Source organism: Erwinia aphidicola (assembly GCF_024169515.1).
GTDB lineage: Bacteria > Pseudomonadota > Gammaproteobacteria > Enterobacterales > Enterobacteriaceae > Erwinia > Erwinia aphidicola.
Window position 1 is genome coordinate 99,214 of record NZ_JAMKCQ010000001.1, and the last position, 17,572, is coordinate 116,785.

16 protein-coding genes, 1 tRNA gene and 1 pseudogene are annotated in these 17,572 nt (G+C 56.2%); 14 read left to right on the forward strand and 4 right to left on the reverse strand.

Annotated elements, in window-relative coordinates:
- The first annotated feature begins 31 nt into the window (after window positions 1–31).
- The 3 genes from J2Y91_RS00430 to J2Y91_RS00440 are packed head-to-tail and all read left to right on the forward strand — an operon-like array spanning window position 32 to window position 3,866.
- Window positions 32–1,414, forward strand: a complete 1,383-nt coding sequence (locus tag J2Y91_RS00430; protein WP_208864878.1) for an MFS transporter — start codon at window positions 32–34, stop codon at window positions 1,412–1,414.
- 28 nt (window positions 1,415–1,442) lie between these two features.
- A complete protein-coding gene (locus J2Y91_RS00435; RefSeq protein ID WP_133623233.1) occupies window positions 1,443–2,600 on the forward strand; it encodes an ATP-grasp domain-containing protein in 1,158 nt (385 codons plus the stop codon).
- Entirely contained in the window at window positions 2,601–3,866 is a 1,266-nt protein-coding gene (locus J2Y91_RS00440; protein ID WP_133623232.1) for an ATP-grasp domain-containing protein, read from the forward strand.
- 411 nt (window positions 3,867–4,277) lie between these two features.
- On the opposite strand, the gene yejK is transcribed toward J2Y91_RS00440, so the two are convergent.
- Complete coding sequence (gene yejK, locus J2Y91_RS00445) at window positions 4,278–5,282, reverse strand: nucleoid-associated protein YejK (protein ID WP_133623231.1); 1,005 nt, start codon at window positions 5,280–5,282, stop codon at window positions 4,278–4,280.
- Between the two features lie 156 nt (window positions 5,283–5,438).
- Between yejK and J2Y91_RS00450 the strand changes: the two genes are divergently transcribed.
- From J2Y91_RS00450 to J2Y91_RS00470, 5 genes are all read left to right on the forward strand, one after another.
- Entirely contained in the window at window positions 5,439–5,669 is a 231-nt protein-coding gene (locus tag J2Y91_RS00450; protein WP_048915494.1) for a YejL family protein, read from the forward strand.
- Between the two features lie 20 nt (window positions 5,670–5,689).
- A complete protein-coding gene (yejM, locus tag J2Y91_RS00455; RefSeq protein ID WP_133623230.1) occupies window positions 5,690–7,441 on the forward strand; it encodes an LPS biosynthesis-modulating metalloenzyme YejM in 1,752 nt (583 codons plus the stop codon).
- 75 nt (window positions 7,442–7,516) lie between these two features.
- Window positions 7,517–7,593, forward strand: a tRNA-Pro gene (locus J2Y91_RS00460).
- Between the two features lie 652 nt (window positions 7,594–8,245).
- Complete coding sequence (locus J2Y91_RS00465; protein WP_048915491.1) at window positions 8,246–8,452, forward strand: hypothetical protein; 207 nt, start codon at window positions 8,246–8,248, stop codon at window positions 8,450–8,452.
- Window positions 8,453–8,527: 75 nt separating this feature from the next.
- Window positions 8,528–9,238: a 4'-phosphopantetheinyl transferase family protein gene (locus J2Y91_RS00470; protein WP_133623229.1), complete on the forward strand. Its 711-nt coding sequence runs from the start codon at window positions 8,528–8,530 to the stop codon at window positions 9,236–9,238.
- 10 nt (window positions 9,239–9,248) lie between these two features.
- Here the strand turns inward: J2Y91_RS00470 and J2Y91_RS00475 are convergent, their stop codons facing one another.
- A complete protein-coding gene (locus J2Y91_RS00475) occupies window positions 9,249–9,419 on the reverse strand; it encodes a hypothetical protein (protein ID WP_166643171.1) in 171 nt (56 codons plus the stop codon).
- Between the two features lie 203 nt (window positions 9,420–9,622).
- On the opposite strand from J2Y91_RS00475, the gene J2Y91_RS00480 reads away from it, so the two are divergent.
- The 6 genes and pseudogenes from J2Y91_RS00480 (at window position 9,623) to J2Y91_RS00505 (ending at window position 14,977) form a co-directional block, all read left to right on the forward strand.
- On the forward strand, window positions 9,623–10,636 hold the full coding sequence (locus J2Y91_RS00480; RefSeq protein ID WP_133623228.1) for an MsnO8 family LLM class oxidoreductase: 1,014 nt from the start codon (window positions 9,623–9,625) through the stop codon (window positions 10,634–10,636).
- On the forward strand, window positions 10,633–11,763 hold the full coding sequence (locus tag J2Y91_RS00485) for a M20 peptidase aminoacylase family protein (RefSeq protein WP_133623227.1): 1,131 nt from the start codon (window positions 10,633–10,635) through the stop codon (window positions 11,761–11,763). Before J2Y91_RS00480 ends, J2Y91_RS00485 begins: the two co-directional genes overlap by 4 nt.
- A gap of 41 nt (window positions 11,764–11,804) precedes the next feature.
- Window positions 11,805–12,755: pseudogene (locus tag J2Y91_RS00490) on the forward strand (ABC transporter substrate-binding protein); the annotation flags it as partial.
- A gap of 11 nt (window positions 12,756–12,766) precedes the next feature.
- Entirely contained in the window at window positions 12,767–13,291 is a 525-nt protein-coding gene (locus J2Y91_RS00495; protein ID WP_048915486.1) for a GNAT family N-acetyltransferase, read from the forward strand.
- Window positions 13,278–14,180 carry an amino acid ABC transporter permease gene (locus J2Y91_RS00500; protein WP_048915485.1) on the forward strand — a complete coding sequence of 301 codons (903 nt, stop codon included), beginning with the start codon at window positions 13,278–13,280 and terminating at the stop codon, window positions 14,178–14,180. The genes J2Y91_RS00495 and J2Y91_RS00500 overlap by 14 nt, the downstream gene beginning before the upstream one ends.
- 2 nt (window positions 14,181–14,182) lie before the next feature.
- Entirely contained in the window at window positions 14,183–14,977 is a 795-nt protein-coding gene (locus tag J2Y91_RS00505) for an amino acid ABC transporter ATP-binding protein (RefSeq protein ID WP_133623226.1), read from the forward strand.
- 171 nt (window positions 14,978–15,148) lie between these two features.
- Here J2Y91_RS00505 and J2Y91_RS00510 read toward each other — a convergent pair whose 3' ends face one another.
- Together J2Y91_RS00510 and alkB are read right to left on the reverse strand one after the other, a co-directional pair.
- The gene (locus J2Y91_RS00510) at window positions 15,149–16,825 is read right to left on the reverse strand and encodes a multidrug ABC transporter permease/ATP-binding protein (RefSeq protein ID WP_133623225.1); all 1,677 of its coding nucleotides are present in this window, start codon (window positions 16,823–16,825) and stop codon (window positions 15,149–15,151) included.
- Between the two features lie 97 nt (window positions 16,826–16,922).
- Window positions 16,923–17,564: a DNA oxidative demethylase AlkB gene (gene alkB / locus J2Y91_RS00515; RefSeq protein WP_133623224.1), complete on the reverse strand. Its 642-nt coding sequence runs from the start codon at window positions 17,562–17,564 to the stop codon at window positions 16,923–16,925.
- Between the last annotated feature and the right edge of the window lie 8 nt (window positions 17,565–17,572).

Below are 17,572 nucleotides of genomic sequence, written 5' to 3' on the forward strand. Positions count from 1 at the left end.
ACGACACCGCTAACGCCAAAAAGGAATGTTAATGAAACCAGCCAGTCGGACATCCCTCAAGCGCTACATTCCGGGTGGCGCCGGTAATATAACGGGAACCTTACTTGCAACCAGCTTCGGTTTCATTGTCGTCCAACTGGATGTCACAATAGTGAATGTTGCACTTCCGGAAATTGGAAGCAGCTTACGGACAGGTATATCAGGGCTTCAGTGGGTGGTTGACGCTTATACCCTTTCATTTGCTGCCCTGCTGCTTACAGCCGGATCTGCCGGAGACCGGTTTGGAAGCCGCAATGTTTTTAATGCCGGTCTTTTACTATTCTGTATGGCCTCCCTGACATGTGCGCTTGCACAGTCGGTCGACCTACTTATCGCGGCTCGCTGCCTTCAGGGTGCCGGCGCGGCGCTTATACTTCCAACCTCTCTGGCGCTACTTTCACACGCGTGCGCAGAAGATTCAGCAGCGAGAAGCCATGCAATCGGATGGTGGAGTGCTATCGGGGGAGGTGTAAGCGCCATGGGACCGGTCGCAGGGGGGCTTCTCATAACAGGTTTTGGATGGCGCGCCATCTTCCTGGTAAATCTTCCCGTATGTTTATTAAGCTTGTGGGCAACCCACCGGTTTGTGGCTGAAACACGGGCAACTAAAAGTGAAAGCTTCGATACGCCCGGCCAGATTCTGGCAATCTTATTTCTGTTTTTACTCACCTACTCCGTTATTGAAGCCGGGGCAAAAGGATGGTTTTCCTCGGCAATATGGACTGGTTTTATCCTGGCACTAACCACTGCATTATTATTTCTGGCCAGAGAATCACGGGCTGCAAATCCTATGTTACCGCTCACTTTATTTCGCAGCCCTGTACTAACAATTTCCGTTATTTTAGGACTACTTTCAAATCTGACTTTTTATGCCCTGATATTTATTCTGAGTATTTTTTTCCAAAGTGTAAAGGGATATACGCCTACTGAGACAGGGCTGGCTTTATTGCCTTTTACCGTGATTATAATTGCCAATGTAGCAAGCAGTCGGCTTGCCAGACATTTCACATCCCGCATGACGGTTATTGGCGGCGGAGTTTTATCTGTTCTTAGCTTCCTGCTTTTACACGGTCTGGAGCAGAATACACCTTATTACGTTATCATGCTGTGCATGATGTTACTGGCGATAGGCTCTGGAATAAGCACGCCTGCTCTCACATCAGCCATTCTGAGCAATGTCCCGTCAACCTGCTCTGCAACTGCATCGGCCATCTTCAACGCATCACGTCAGGTAGGGAGTGCGCTGGGCGTGGCGCTGTTAGGCGCCATGATGACAGGTACCACTGATAATATGACAGTGGGCGCCAGTCTTGCCTTTGATATTTCAGCAGTGCTGCGGATGGCCGGAGTCATACTGGCCGTATTGTTTCTGTAAAGAAATCATTTCAAACAGGAGAGTAAGCATGATGAGGCTTGTAATTATTGGCATCCGCAAAACGGGAACCAGCCTGACACTGGTTGATACTGCGCTAAACAGAGGGATTGACGTAACAATAATAAGCAACCCCGAGGACAAAATAGACGGAATTTTTTCTCCTGTCGTTGTAATAGAGTATATAACCTCAAGTGTCAGTATCATCACTAACTGGATTAAGGGAAATTATCCAACTCCTGAATCCAGCCTGAGAATCACCACGTTAAACGATGTGTACGCATGTGTTACAGCGCAGGTAAACTCGGCGCTTAATCTTCCAGGGCCAGACGTCTTGTGCGTCTCCCGTGCAGTGTCAAAACATCAACAGAAGAAAATATTCAGCGCTAATAAAATACCCACTTCCGGGTTTTGGAAAATTAGCCTTTCAGAACTTGAAAAAAAATCAGAAATCCTCGACAAACTTGAATTTCCAGTAGTTGTAAAACCCTCAGAGGGGACTGCCAGCAATGGTGTAAAACTATGCAATCTTTACTCTGAAGTCATCAGCCACCTTAATTTCCTTGCCGAACAAAAAAACCTGAGACCCGACCTGGTTCCCAGCGATATTATTCTTCTGGAAGAATATTTACCAGGTGCAGAATACTGCGTGGAATATTTTGACGGGAAATATGTGGGAGCCATACGCAAGTCTAAACGTTACGGCAATGATTTTTTTGAACGCGGCTATACTTCAGAACTTAATATAGATGAGAAAGCGCTACGCAATCTTATCGAAACAGGTTCTCGAGCAGTCGAAGCAGCAGGGCTGAATTGGGGTCCGGTTCATATTGACTGCATTGTGAATGATGGTCTGGCAAGCATTATTGAAATGAATCCCAGAATTGCAGGCAGTTTTATCTGTGACATTGTACGCGATGCCTACAGCTTCGACATGATTGAAAACCTTCTCAATAAACTTCAGGGGAAAGACGTTACTGTTCCCGTGAAGTTTATTCCTGACGCCTATGCCTGCGTTAATTTTTTCCTGGAAAGCGATCCGCTGCCCTGGGCGTTTGCTGAAAGTGGAGAATTGAAGAATGACATTATACACATCACTTATGGCCCACAGCACCTGAGGAACCGCAATCGCAGGGCATACGTTTACACAAAAATTTTAATGCGGACTAATCAACTCGAGACTGATTAAATGAAATTAATAAATACTGTGGCCATTGTGGATGGTGCATCAACCAGCGCCTATCTGGCGCCTGCTTTTCGTTCTTATGGCATTAAATGCGTGCACGTACTCAGCAGTGAGTCACTGCCAGATCGGCTCAAAGTGCAAATCATTCATACAGACTTTATACGTAGTGTCGTTTACCAGGGAGACATTAGTGTGCTGGCAAATATGCTGAAAGATTTGCAAATCGATGTGGTTTTACCAGGCGGGGGGAGTGGCATTGAGCTTGCCTCCGAACTTGCTGATGCACTTGACGTCCCCTATAAAAACCCCGGGCATCTGGCAAAAGCCCGCCGTCATAAATATGAACAGATTGAAATATTGCACCGTAGCGGTTTACTCACGCCAAAACAGTATCAGTCAGATCAGGTTGCTGGGATCGTGGAATGGACACGCACTCATCTGACCCTGCCGGTCGTGGTGAAACCTACACGCGGAGCAGGTGTAAGCGGAGTAAAGGTATGCCACACCCTCTCTCAGATCCGGGAGGCTTCTGAAAGCATTCTCAACTCTAAATCTTATTATAATGAAGATCAGAATGAAATTCTGGTTCAATCCTGTACAGAAGGTCAGGAATTTATTGTTGACATCGTGTCTTTTAAGGGAATTCACAAAGTTGTCAGCGTATGGCAAGTTGATCGCGACCGCCGCGAGTCGCCACGGCTTGAAAAAATGATGGTGGTCGATCATACGCAGCAGAGTTACTCACAGCTTATTGATTACGCTAAAAAGGTTTTGAATGTGGTGGGGCTAAATTATGGCCCATCACACATGGAAGTTATGTTAACCAGTGAAGGCCCGGTCATCGTTGAGCTGAACTCCCGCCTTCATGGAAGCCTCGACCCTTTATTGACCACAGCCGTTACGGGCGAAAACCATGTTTCCGCTACAGTAAACGCCTTTGTTAATACGTCACATTTTATCGACAGCATCAGTCAGGACCCCGTATTCAGCGGCTTCTGCGGTCATATACTGTTGGTTTCGCCAGTCTCAGATCGTGAATTCAGGGGCTTTCCGTGGGACAGAATTGAAAACCTCCCGTCTTTTGTTAGTGTAAAGCGCTGGGTGAAGCCCGGTGACATACTTCAGGTCACTACAGGCTTACAGACAGCCATCGGTATGGTCGGATTGTTTCATAAGAAATTCGAACAATTGGATACGGACTGGAAAGAAATCAGGAAAATTGAAAAAGATTACTTTTCACTACCTCAAATGCCTGCCGAGCCAGCATAGGTTGAGATTAAGCATCTTGGTCGAACTTCCGAAAACTTCTACCTACTAGAATTTCTTCAGTAATAAGGTCGCCCCTGAGGTATCCCCATAAAAATTGATCTGAATATTATCGCGGGATGACAGCTGTCGCTTTGAGGAGGAAGGCTGCTTTCAACATAGCCTCATCGTCGCAGTTGTAAACCCACAGCGAGCACAATGATAGCGGGGGCTGAGCTCAGCCTGAGGTAAGCCGGACGTCACGCGGCAGGGATGCCGCGTGCCGAGGCCCGCAGGGAGCGTCTTTTGCCGTTCCGGCGTGCTCAGACCGGTTAGCAGGCGTATAGCGAGGGGGCAATTCAGAGGATACCTTAGCGGTCAGCCCCTAAAAAGAGTGGTAGCATCGACCCGTTATGGCCCCCCTCTTCCCTGCGGCTACTTCCCGCTGGTGCGGCGCTGCAGCTGGTCGCGCAGGTTCGGTGGCGTGCCTTTGATGGTCAGCGTGTCCGTCACCGGATCCCAGAAAATACGCTCGCCTAACAGCATCGCATCGAAGTTGATGGTTAAGCCGCCGCCGCTGCCGGCAAACTTGGTTAACTGACGCAGCGTGCTGCGATCGGCCGGGAAGCTCTCTTCCAGCTCGTAGCCCTGCTCCTGGGTAAACGCCTGGAAGGTTTTCTCTCCCAGCGGCGCCAGCTCGTTCGACAACTCCGCCAGTTCAATCTCTTCACCGGACTTCAGCTGCTCGTTGCAGTAGGTCGAGACCTGCTGGCGATAGTTCTGACGCTCGTTTTTATCCAGGCTCGCCTCTTCGCAGTAATCATCCACCGCCTGTAACAGGCCGCGGTTCTGCGCTTTGGTGTCCAGCCCGACGCTGGCGCCGAGAAAGTCCATAAAGAAATCGGAGACTTTACGTCCTACCCGCCCGCGCAGGAAGGTGAGATAGCGCGTCGATTCCGGATTGGTTTCCCACTCGGTCAGATCGATACGCGCGACAATATCCGCGTGGTTGATATCCAGATAGTGCGTGCTGCTGATATCCAGCTCTTCATTAACGCGCATGCTGTTCTGGCTGCTGAGCACCGCAATCAGCAGGTACTCAACCGCCAGATAGCGGTAGTGGCCGAACAGCACAATGCCGCCTTCCGCAAACGGGTACTTGCCCAGCTCATCGCGCAGGCGTGCGCTGGCCGCGCGGCTGAACGCCAGGAAGTCATTCTCACCCTTGCGGCAGTTACGCAGCGCATCGGCCAGCTCGCTCTCTTCATTGAACAGGCCGTAGGCTTTGCTCTTGGCGCTGTAAACACGATGCAGCTCTTCCATCATCGCCGTCACGGTCACATTGGACGGCAGCAGTGAATCGCGCAGGACCAGCTCAAGCGTTTGTTCGTCACGTTTGATCATCTGGTGAAGGGCAATCTGGTCGATATCCAGACTCATGGTAAACTCTCCTTTAAGCACAGGCGCGTATTCAATCACTGTGCGCCTTTACGATCAACTGCAACAAGTTTACGCGGATGATTACGATAAAAATGCAGAAAAAAATGCGCTCTTACGGTAAGATAGCGCCTTTTAAATCTCAGTAAAATTGACCTCATGGCCCAATCATCTCGCTACAGTAACGAACGCGTGGAACGCATCCTCGCAGAAATGGTGCAGGTTCTGGAACAAAACCAGGCCCCAACCGATCTTTCCCTGATGGTTCTGGGAAATATGGTGACCAATCTACTTAACACCAGCGTGGCACCTGCGCAGCGCCAGCATATGGCTCGTTCGTTTGCCGAAGCCCTGCAGGCTTCCGTGATCAACAACGACAAAGCCCACTAAAGAGACGCCCCGATCCCGCTATGGTAACAAATCGACAGCGCTACCGAGAAAAAGTCTCCCAGATGATCAGCTGGGGGCACTGGTTCGCCCTGTTTAACATCATTTTTGCCTTTGTTCTCGGCAGCCGTTACCTGTTTGTCTCCGACTGGCCAGCCTCGCTGGCCGGACGTATCTACTCTTTCAGCAGCTGGATTGGTCACTTCAGCTTTATTGTCTTTGCCGCCTATCTGCTGATTGTTTTCCCGCTCACCTTTGTGGTGATGTCGCAACGCCTGCTGCGTTTCCTGTCGGCGATTATTGCCACCGCCGGGCTGACGCTGATCCTCATCGACAGCGCGGTGTTCGCCCGCTTCCACCTGCACCTGAATCCGGTGGTTTGGGAACTGGTCGTTAACCCCGACCAGAGTGAGATGGCGCGCGACTGGCAGCTGATGTTTATCAGCGTGCCGGCGATTTTCCTCGTTGAGATGCTATTCGCGACGTGGAGCTGGCAGAAATTGCGCAGCCTCAACCGGCGCAGCTTTGGTAAACCGCTGGCCGGGCTGTTTATCACCGCGTTTTTTACCAGCCATCTGATGTATATCTGGGCAGATGCTAACTTCTATCGCCCGATCACCATGCAGCGCTCTAACCTGCCGCTCTCCTATCCAATGACCGCGCGTCGCTTCCTGGAAAAACACGGGCTGCTGGATGCGCAGGAGTACCAGCGCCGTCTGGTCCAGCAGGGCAATCCAGAAGCGGTATCGGTGGCTTACCCGCTTAACGACATCACCTTCAGCGATAAAGGCACGCGCAATAATCTGCTGGTGATCACCGTTGATGGCCTGAATGAAGCCTCAATGGCGAAATCGCTGCCCAATCTGATGCGCTTCGCCGACGATAACGTGCGCTTCAGCCAGCACTTCAGCTCCGGCAGCTCAGAAGACAGCGGTCTTTTCGGCCTGTTCTACGGTATCTCACCAAGCTATATGGACGGTGTGCTGTCGTCGCGCGTGCCGTCAACGCTGATCAATGCGCTAAGCCAGCAGGGTTACCAGTTTGGCCTGTTTGCCAGCGACGGCTTTAATTCGCCGCTGTATCGTCAGGCGTTGCTGTCCGACTTCTCACTGCCGAGCGCGCAAAATCAGTCCAACGCGGATACCACCAGCCAGTGGCAGCGCTGGCTGGACAGCCATAAAAATGTGAGCAGCCCGTGGTTCTCCTATATTTCCCTGTCGACGGCAGATGACAGCAACAGTGCGGATAAAACTACGCTGCGCCACTACAACCGCGCAGCCGGTAACGTGGATAAACAGATTCAGAACGTGCTGACCACGCTCGATCAGAAAGGTCTGCTGGCGAATACCGTGGTGGTGATCACCGCCCAGCACGGCGTAGTGCTGGATGGCGAAGCCGTAGCGGGGAATCGTGAAATGCTGCAGGTGCCGCTGGTAGTACACTGGCCAAACACGCCGGCGCAAACCGTGAATAAACTCACCGATCATCAGGACATCATGACCACCCTGATGCAGCGGCTGCTGCACGTCAGCACCCCTGCGGTGGATTACTCGCAGGGCGAGGATCTGTTTGCCGCTCAGCGACGTCATAACTGGGTTGCCAGCAGCACCAACCATCAGCTGCTGATCACCACCCCACAGGAGACGCTGGCGCTGGATAATAACGGCAGCTATGCCGCATGGGATAGTCAGGGCAATAGTCTGAAAGACCATAAGCCGCAGCTGGCACTGCTATTACAGGTGTTGACCGACGAGAAGCGCTTTATCGCCAATTAACTGCACAAATCCTGCGCAGTCAAGATGTTAGCCGCTTGCAATCGAAGTGAAGTTGAGTAATATAACGTCATCTGTCGGCGCGTAGCGCAGCCTGGTAGCGCATCGTCATGGGGTGGCGAGGGTCGAGAGTTCAAATCTCTCCGTGCCGACCAAAATACTCCAATAGAAAAGGAGCTAATCTTACGATTAGCTCCTTTTTTGTTTCAGGGCTACTGGCCGCAGTGCTTGCCACTGCCCGGCTGTGCTTTACCTGCCTGCTGACGCTGACGGCGGGCCGGCGGGGTTCCCTGGGGATGCAGACAGGACTGACAGCGGGTCACCGGTCCGAATCGCAGCCTGGCCACTCTTAATGCATCGCTTGCTGAGAAAAAACTGCCGAGAAACTCGCGCTGCTGCACGGGAGGAAGGTGGCGACAGCCCTTGACATGGACGCCGTACAGGCCATTTTGCTGTGGTAATTTATTAATATAATAAAAAGTAAACATCTCCAGACCCTTATCGCCTTGTTGTTTTTATAACCTTATTAACATTAGACCGCTGCGCAGAATTTGGTATTAAGACTGCCGTCTTACATCGATTTTCAGAATTTCCTGCCCTGAAAAGGCTAAAAAGTGTAGTTAACGCGGCGAAAAAGGGGAGGAAAAAAGGCGCCTCTTTACAGTTTTTTTTCACTGTAGCTAAAGTTTTCACTGGTCGTAAAATTGTGGCGATCTTCTCAATTTTCAACCCTGCAACAAAACTGTCACAGTAATATCATAGGCTGTCGCTACACTTTCCCGGCAATCCGTAAACAGGATCAAACCCATGGCGACGATCAAAGCAAAAAACCTTAAAGATGCAGAAGAAATGCTGTACTCCGGGATTAGCAAAGTAGAACTGGCTTACGACATCGGCAGCGATGATTTCTTTCGCCTGGCCAGCCAGTGGTGTGACCGCGGCGCTAAAATCTCCAAGGGTGACGATCACTTCGTCGTCTCTCTGAAAAGCATGGCGATACCGCCAAATCACTGATGCGTTAAAGTAGCTTTTGATATCCGGCCATTAACCTGTTTAAATATTTTATCTTTTTTACACAGGTTAGTGGCTATGTCTGCCCTAAGCACCCCACTGTTCAGTAACTACACCCTGCGCCCCCTCGACGACTATCCGGCTATTTTGCTACTTGATGTGCATTTCGACGCCAGCCAGTTTGCGGAATCCCTGTTCAGCACCTTGAACATCACCCCACCCGCGCATCTCATTCGCGCCGTGAAAAAGCGCCGCGCTGAATATCTGGTCAGCCGCTACTGCATTCAGCAGGCGATGCAAACGCTGGGGATTGAGGGTTTTGTGCTGCGTAACGGGGAAGACCGCGCGCCAGTCTGGCCTGAGGGAATCGGTGGGTCGCTGTCCCATACGCAGCATCGGGTATGCGCGCTGCTGACGCGGGAGCGCGGACTGCTACTGGGGGTGGATTGCGAACGCCTGATGACGGCGGAAACTGCCGCCGAAACCCAGCATATGTTAATCAACGCGGCGGAAAAGCGCCTGCTGGAGCAGTGCAGCCTGCCGTTTAACCTGGCTCTGACGGTGGTGTTCTCGCTAAAGGAGAGCCTGTACAAAGCGCTCTATCCGCAGCTGTTGCAGTTTATGGATTTCAGCGCGGCGCAAGTGGTGGCCTGCAGTGACGATCTGCAACAGCTGACGCTGCGGCTGACGCACACTTTTTCAACAGAGATGGTGGCCGGGCGGGAGTTTATTGGCAGAGCGCAGGTGCAGCCCGACGAGGTGTTAACCTGGGTCGTCGGGCAGCAGTGATAAGCTTGCGTTAGCGGTTTTCATCCTGTCCACGCGGCTCCGGCGTGGTCAGCTCATAGAGATCGACACCGTACAGTTCGATCATCGGTATCATCGCCTCGACCACGCGACAGCTGTCAAAGGTTGCCATACCAGAGGGGCCTTCAAAATAACGCGTAAAGTGCTGCCAGAACCCTTTCATACTCTGTTCTCCTCTGCTCAGTGAACCCTGATTAAACCTGACGATCGCCCTGCGGCAAAATACCCATTTCTCACAGCTATTTGCGTTTTCCGGCAAAGGCCGCCATTCCCGTCTGGCGACTGTTTTAAGCCAGATTTGTTGTTTTACAGCCCCCCTTCAGCCCTTCAATAATTGCCCGCATCTGAACTGAACAAGGATGCATTATGGCTTACCGACTGAGCTTACTGGATAAAAGCCCGCTGGCCGAAGGCGAGAGCGCATCTGCCGCGCTGGCCCGCACCGTAGCCCTGGCACAGCAGGCGGAGGCGCTGGGCTATCATCGTTTCTGGCTGGCCGAGCATCACAATACTCAGGCGCTGGCCAGCCCGTCGCCGGAAGTGCTTATCGCCTGGATTCTGGCGCACACTACCCACCTGCGCGTCGGTTCCGGTGGCGTGATGCTGCAGCACTACAGCCCCTATAAAGTGGCGGAAAACTTTAACCTGCTGGCCGCGCTGGCCCCGGGCCGGGTGGATCTTGGCGTCGGTAAAGCGCCGGGCGGCCTGCCGCTGTCGACCAAAGCCCTGCAGCTTGGCGTGCATGCTGAAGAGAAAGGCGATTTTGCCAGCCAGCTCAAGCTGCTGGATAGCTGGCTGAATGCCAGACCCACGGGCAAAGAGGAGGACCAGCTGCTGGCGACGCCGCTGCCCGCCCGCCCCGCCGAACGTTTTCTGCTGGGGGCCAGCGAAGCCAGCGCCCGACTGGCGGCACAGCTGGGCTGGCAGTTTGTTTTCGCCGCGCATTTGAACGGTGACCGTCAGGAGCTGGAGCGCTCGCTGGCAGCGTATCGCGACCTGAGCGGCGGCAAATCCGCACTGCTGGCGGTACAGGTGATTGTCGCCGACTCCCCGGCCGCAGCCGAACTGCTGGCAGCGGACCTGCAGCAATACCGGGTTCATGTGGATAACGGTCAGAGCGTCACCGTGGGCAACCTTGAGCAGGCGCAGGCGTTTATTCGCCAGTCGGGTGCTACCCGGCATCGCATCGAACCGCGTGAATCGGCGGTGCTGAAGGGAACTGCATCCCAGGTTCACGCCCGGCTGGCGCAGCTGCACCAGCAGTTTGGCGTCGAGGAATTTATCATCGATACGCCGCTCAACGCCGCGGTACCGCGCCTCACCTCCCTGCGCCTGCTCGCCAGCCGCCAGCCCGCCATCGCGCAGGAGGCCGTATTATGAGCCACGATTTTGCCCAACAGCTGATCGCCTGGCGCCGCGAGCTGCATCAGTTTCCCGAGCTTTCCAATCAGGAGTTCGCCACTACCGAACGCATTAAAAACTGGCTGCGGGCTGACGGCATCACCCTGCTGCCGTTTGATCTGGCGACCGGCGTGGTGGCGGAAATCGGTCAGGGCGAGCCGCTGATTGCTTTGCGCGCCGACATCGATGCCCTGCCGATAGAAGAGGTGGTAGCGGTCGAGTTCCGTTCGCGCAACGCCGGAGTGATGCATGCCTGCGGTCACGATGTGCATACTTCGGTGATGCTCGGCGCGGCGCGGCTGCTAAAAGCGCGTGAAAAAACCTTACCCGGCCGCGTGCGGCTGCTGTTCCAGCCTGCGGAAGAGCGCTTCGGCGGGGCCAAAACGCTGATCGCCGCCGGCGCGCTGCAAAACGTCGCGGCAATCTTCGGCATGCATAACGCTCCGGAGCTGCCGGTCGGCACCTTCGCCACGCGCGGCGGCCCGTTTTACGCCAACGTCGACCGCTTTGAAATCGAGGTGTACGGCAAAGGGGCACATGCCGCCCGCCCGCAGGAAGGGGTCGATGCCATTGTCACTGCCAGCCAGATCGTCACGGCTCTGCAAACGCTGGTCAGCCGCAGCTACAGCCCGCTGGAAACGGTGGTGGTCAGCGTCACGCGTATTGAGGGCGGAAATACCTGGAACGTGCTGCCGCAAAAAGTGGTGCTGGAAGGCACCGTGCGCACCTACAGCGATGCCATTCGCCGTGATGTGCCCGTGCGCCTCGCGAAGCTGATTGAGGGCGTTGCCGCCGGGTTTGGCGCGCGCAGCGAACTCAACTGGCACCCGGGTCCGCCCGCCGTGGTCAACACCGAGCGCTGGGCCGAGTTCAGCAAACGGGTGGCGGCACGCGCCGGGTACGAGGTGCAGCACGCCGAACTGCAGATGGGCGGCGAGGATTTTGCCTTCTATCTGCATGATACCCCCGGCACCTTTGTCAGCATCGGCAGCGCCAGCGAGTTTGGCCTGCATCATCCCGCGTTTAACCCGGACGAGGCCCTGCTCTCCCCCGCTGCGCACTATTTCAGCCAGCTGGCGCAGGATGCATTACACGAGATCGCTTAACCGGCAGGGAACTGCCGAACTTTCATCTGCACACATAATAAGAGTCACTCACTATGAAAAAAACACTGCTCCTCAGCCTGCTCAGCGCTTCGCTGTTACTCAGCATCACGGCACGCGCCGAAACCGTCACCGTGAACGGCACCGGGATCAGCGTCGAAGCCAACGCCGCGCCAATCCATGCGCCGGTCAACCCGCAGGCGGTCGCGCTGCTGCCGAAGGATCTGCGTCTGGCGCAGCCGGGCAAGTTTACCGTGGCGGTTGCCGCGCTTAACTCCCCGCCGTTAACGCTGTTCTCCGACGACAATAAAACCCTGCAGGGCAGCGAGGTAGACATCGCCCGCCTGGTGGCCGACAGCCTCGGGCTGGAGCTGAATGTGGTACCTACCTCGTGGGAAGACTGGCCGCTGGGCGTCAGCTCGGGCAAATATGATGCGGCCATCACCAACGTGACGGTGACCAAAGCGCGCAAAGAGAAGTTCGACTTCGCCACCTACCGCAAGGACTCGCTGGGTTTTTACGTCAAATCTGACAGCAAAATCACCTCACTGACCAAAGCGCCGGATATTGCCGGGCTGCGGATTATTGTCGGCTCCGGCACCAATCAGGAAGCGATCCTGCTGGCGTGGGATGAAGAGAACCAGAAAAACGGCCTGAAGGCCTTCACGCCGATCTACGTCAAGGATGATGCCGCGCAGACACTGGCGATCCAGTCCGGCCGCGCCGATGCTTACTTCGGCCCGAACGTGATTGGCGCATGGAAAGCGGCGCTGACCGGCAAAACCAAACTGGTCGGCAGCGTAGACGGCGGCTGGCCAAAAGCGGCGCACATCGCGGTGACGCTGAAGAAAGGCAGCGGTCTGGTGACGGCGGTGAATGCCGCGCTGAACGGCGTGATCAAAGGCGGCGAGTACGACAAAGTGCTGAACCGCTGGGGCGAAGGCATTGAGCGCCTTGACCACTCAGAAATTAACCCGGCCGGTCTGGGCGATTAACGGAGGTCCGTATGAGCCATGAACAATTTCGCCAGCTGTCGCCGGAAGCCCCGGAGCTGGAACCGATTATCGACGGGCTTTTCGGTGAATACAGCGCGCGCTACGGCGACTTTTTTGCGCGCGATGCCGAGGTTGAACTGACCGAATGGTATCTGCCACCGCGCGGCATGTTTGTGGTGCTGGAGCGCGACGGCGAGATTATTGCCATGGGCGCCTATAAGCCACTGGATGCGGAAACCGCCGAGCTGAAGCGTATCTGGACGCGCGGCGATCTGCGTCGCCAGGGGCTGGCGCTGAAAATCCTGCAGGAGCTGGAGCGGCTGGCACTGCAGGCTGGGTATCGTCAGGTGTATCTCACCACCGGTTTCCGCCAGCCGGAGGCGGTGCGCCTCTATCTGTCGCACGGCTATCAGCCGCAGTTTGACACCACGCGCGACCCGGAAGAGTACAGCCGCGCCCCTTACGATGGCCGCCTGCGCTTTACCAAAGCGCTGCATCAGCATGCCACAACAGGAGCCACCCATGAAATCGACTGAAACCCTGCGCGTGGTGCCCGCCCGCTATCCGCTGCGGCTGGTGGGTGCGGCGATTGCGCTGTTTATTCTGGCGGTGGTGATCCAGTCGGTGGCGTTTAATCCACGCTGGGAGTGGTCGGTGTTTGCCCACTGGTTCTTCCACCCGGCCATCCTCAGCGGGCTGGGGCAGACGCTGCTGCTGACGCTGATTGCCAGCGTACTGAGCATCGTGCTCGGCGTCGGGCTGGCGCTGGCGCGCCTCTCCCCTTCCTGGCTGCTCTCCGGGCTGGCGTTCAGCTATATCTGGCTGTTCCGTTCGCTGCCGCTGATTGTGGTGCTGATTATTCTCTATAACTTCTCTTACCTGTACGACACGCTGTCGATTGGCATTCCGTTTACCGCGCTAACGCTGGCTGAGTACCACACTATCGACGTGCTCGGCCAGTTCAGCACTGCGGTGATTGGCCTGACGCTGGTGCAGGCGGCCTACAGCGCGGAGATTATTCGCGGCGGCATTCTCGGGGTCGATCAGGGGCAGTTTGAAGCCGCTGCGGCGCTCGGCCTGCCCGCCTCACGCCGCACCTATCGCATTATCCTGCCGCAGGCGCTGCGGGCGATTATCCCGACCGGCTTCAACGAGATTATCAGCCTCGCCAAAGGCACCGCGATGGTCTACGTGCTGGCGATGCCGGAACTGTTCTACACCATTCAGATGGTCTACAACCGCACGCAGCAGGTGATCCCACTGCTGATGGTGGCGGCGGTCTGGTATCTGATTATCACCACCGTTCTGTCCGCCGTTCAGCACTATGTTGAGCGCTGGCTGGCACGCGGCGCCACGCGTGAATCCGGGTCGCGCACCGCAACCACTGCGCCGGGCGCCGCCGCCATCACCCCAATCAGGAGCTAACCATGTCTGAAGCGATTGCACTGGAAAACGTCCCGACCCTTGGCCATATCTCCATCGCCGGGGTGAGTAAAAGTTACGGCAAATTTAAAGCGCTGGACGATGTTTCACTGGAGCTGACGCCGGGTTCGGTGACGGTGATCATCGGCCCGTCCGGCTCCGGCAAGTCCACCCTGCTGCGCGCGATTAATCATCTGGAGCGCGTGGACCAGGGCTTTATCCGCATTGACGGCGACTATATTGGCTATCAGCGGCGCGGCAACCGGCTGTACGAGCTGAAGGAGAAAGCGATCCTGCGCCAGCGCACCGGCGTCGGCTACGTGTTCCAGAATTTCAATCTGTTCCCGCATATGACGGTACTGGAAAATATTATTGAAGCGCCGCTGGCTCATAAGCAGCTCAGCCGCGAGGCAGCGGAACGGCGGGCGCTGGAACTGCTGGAAGCCGTCGGGCTACGCCATAAGGCCGATGCCTGGCCGCGCCACCTTTCCGGTGGCCAGCAGCAGCGCGTAGCCATTGCCCGGGCGCTGGCGCTTAACCCGAAGGTGATCCTGTTCGATGAACCCACCTCAGCGCTGGACCCGGAGCTGGTGGGCGAAGTGCTGGACACCATTAAAAAGCTGGCGCGCTCCGGCACCACGCTGGTGGTGGTGACCCACGAGATTGGTTTTGCCCGCGAGGTGGCGGACCAGGTGGTGTTTATGGTGGAAGGAAAGATTGTCGAACAGGGCAGTGCACGGCAGGTGCTGAACCAGCCGCAGCACCCACGCACCCGGCGTTTTCTGGCGAAAGTATTGTAGGACCTGCGGCACGGGGCGAACACGTTGTTTTGTAGGGGTTGACCTTCTTTTTCGGTCAACCCGTTGCGGTACCAGTGCGTTTCACCGCGTCGAGGGCGACCGAAAAAAATGGTCTTCATTGCGGCCGGTGCAAACCTGCAGCACGGGGCGACCGAAAAAAATGGTCGCCCCCTACGGGGGGGAACCCGCTGCGGTATCGGTATCGGTATCGGTGCGTTTTACCGCGTCGAGCGTGGCGGCATCGCGCTCAATGCCGGTCAGCTCGCTCAGCACGCCGTCACGCATCTCCAGCAGGCGGTCGGCATGCAGGAAGTAGTGGTCATCATGGCTGATGGCAAACACCGTTTTCCCCATCTCCTTTAACCACGGCAGCAGCTCGCGATAGAAAATGCGGCGGAAGTGCGGGTCCTGATCCGCCGCCCATTCGTCCAGCAGCAGAATGTCACGCTGTTCGGCGGTTGCCAGCAGCAGCGCCAGGCGCTTAGTCTGCCCCTTCGACAGCTTGAGGTTCAGCACCCGGTTGCCCTCCAGCTTGATCTTGTCCTGCATCTTCAGGCGTTCCAGCCAGCTCTGCACCAGCGCCGGATCGATCGCCTTACCCTGGTCATCAATCAGCCGATCAAACAGATGCACGTCGGTAAACACCGCCGAGAACATGCGGCGGTAGCTGTCCATCGCCGCGCTATCAATCACCTTGCCATCCAGCAGGATCTCACCGGAAACCGGCTGATACAGCCCGGTCAGCAGCATCGCCAGCGTTGACTTACCGCTGCCGTTGCCGCCAATCAGGAACACCAGCTCGCCACGCTTCAGCGTCATGTTCACCGGGCCAACGGCAAAACCGTGGTCGCCGTAGTGGAACATCAGATTGCGCAGCTCCAGCGTCTGCCAGCTTTTTGCCGCCGGCAGCTGCGGGAACTCCGCCTGATACGGCGCCAGATTAAACCTGTTCAGCTTGTCAAATGCCACCTGCGCGGTGAGTAACGTCGGCAGCGCGCCAACTGCTGACAGCATGGGCGTGCGCAGGAACAGCAGCGTCAGAGAGTAGGTTGCCGCCACGGCGGTATCGGCCCAGCCCAGGCTGTTGGCGAGGTAAAACGCCAGCCCGATGGCGCCGAGCATCATAATATTCGACCAGTTCACCGCGCTGAGGTGATAGGTATCGGCACGCACGATGTGATGACGGTAGGTTTTGGCATCCACGCTGTAGACCTCGTCGAAGATCTGCTGCGCGCGCTGACGGTTGAGCGCCAGCTCTTTACGCCCTTCAATAATGGTCTGGAAGTCAGCGTACAGGTTATCTTCGGTATCACGCAGGATTGCCATATGGCGGTAAACCCGCGCCACCAGCAGCCAGCCGCCGATGATGGTGATCGCCACCCAGACGGCGGTCACCACCAGCATTTTCGGCGACAGCCAGGCCAGGTAGGCCGCAGAGCCGACGGTCAGGATAATCCCCTGGATTAACTCCGGCAGGCGCACAAAAGCGATAGTAATATTGCGCACGTCGCTGGTCAGCCCGGCCAGCAGCTGTGCGCTGCCGATCTGCTCAATGCGCTCTACGCGGGTGTCGAGGATGCGTTTGATAAACTCGCCGCGCAGGCGGTAGACAAAGTGGTGGCCGAGCAGCGTCAGCGCCAGCTGCGAGCCAAGCGTTACCGCCATCAGCAGCAGCAGCAGGCCGAGAAGCTGTGGCAGCACCATCAGCGAGGAATTTAAGGTGACGATCAGCTCGCGGTTAATAAACGCGATTAGCCCGATCCCCAGCGCGGCGCTGAGCAGGCTGAGCACAATCACCAGAATAAACGGCCAGCGGTACTGCTTGTAAACGACGTGAAGCAACTCCATGAAAACATCCCGGCAGGTAAAAAAGCAGCTTGCAGTTTAATGAGAAGCAAGACGATATCAATAACAATTCTCATTCGGGAGAGTGCCGCGGGGGAAATTAGCGGGCGCGGCGGAAGGTGAGATTAAAGCGGAACGCCCCGGCCAGCGGATGAATGCCCGGCTTAAGCGGCAAAATGCCGTGATAGCGCAGGCGCGACGGACCGCCCCACACCACCACATCGCCATGCTCCAGCAGCACGCGCTGGCAGGCATCACCGCGTTCGAAGCCGCCGAACAGAAATATCGCCGGTAACCCCAGCGAGACAGAAACAATCGGCTGGCGCAGGTCGCGCTCGTCTTTATCCTGATGCAGCGTCAGTTTCGCCCCCGGCTGGTAGCGGTTGAGCAGGCAGGCATCGGGATTGAAGCCGTTAAACCCCGCCTCGCGCGCGCAGGTCACCGCCAGCTGGCGAAACAGCGGCGGCATCGCGGGCCAGCGCTGCCCGCTCAGATTATCCTGCTCGCTGTACTGATAGCCGCGTGAATCGGTGGTCCAGCCGGAATCACCGCAGTTGGTCATCGCCACCGACATGCGGTGGCCGCCGGGCGTGATGCGGTGACGAAACGGGTTCTCTGCCGCGACCTGCTCCACCAGCGTCATCAGTTCTTCTGAACGTGCGCGGGCGCGACGGCGCAGGATCACCGCCCCTTCTGCCAGCGGCTCCTGCCACGGGCTATCTTCGGCAAACAGATCGAGCATCGGCTCTC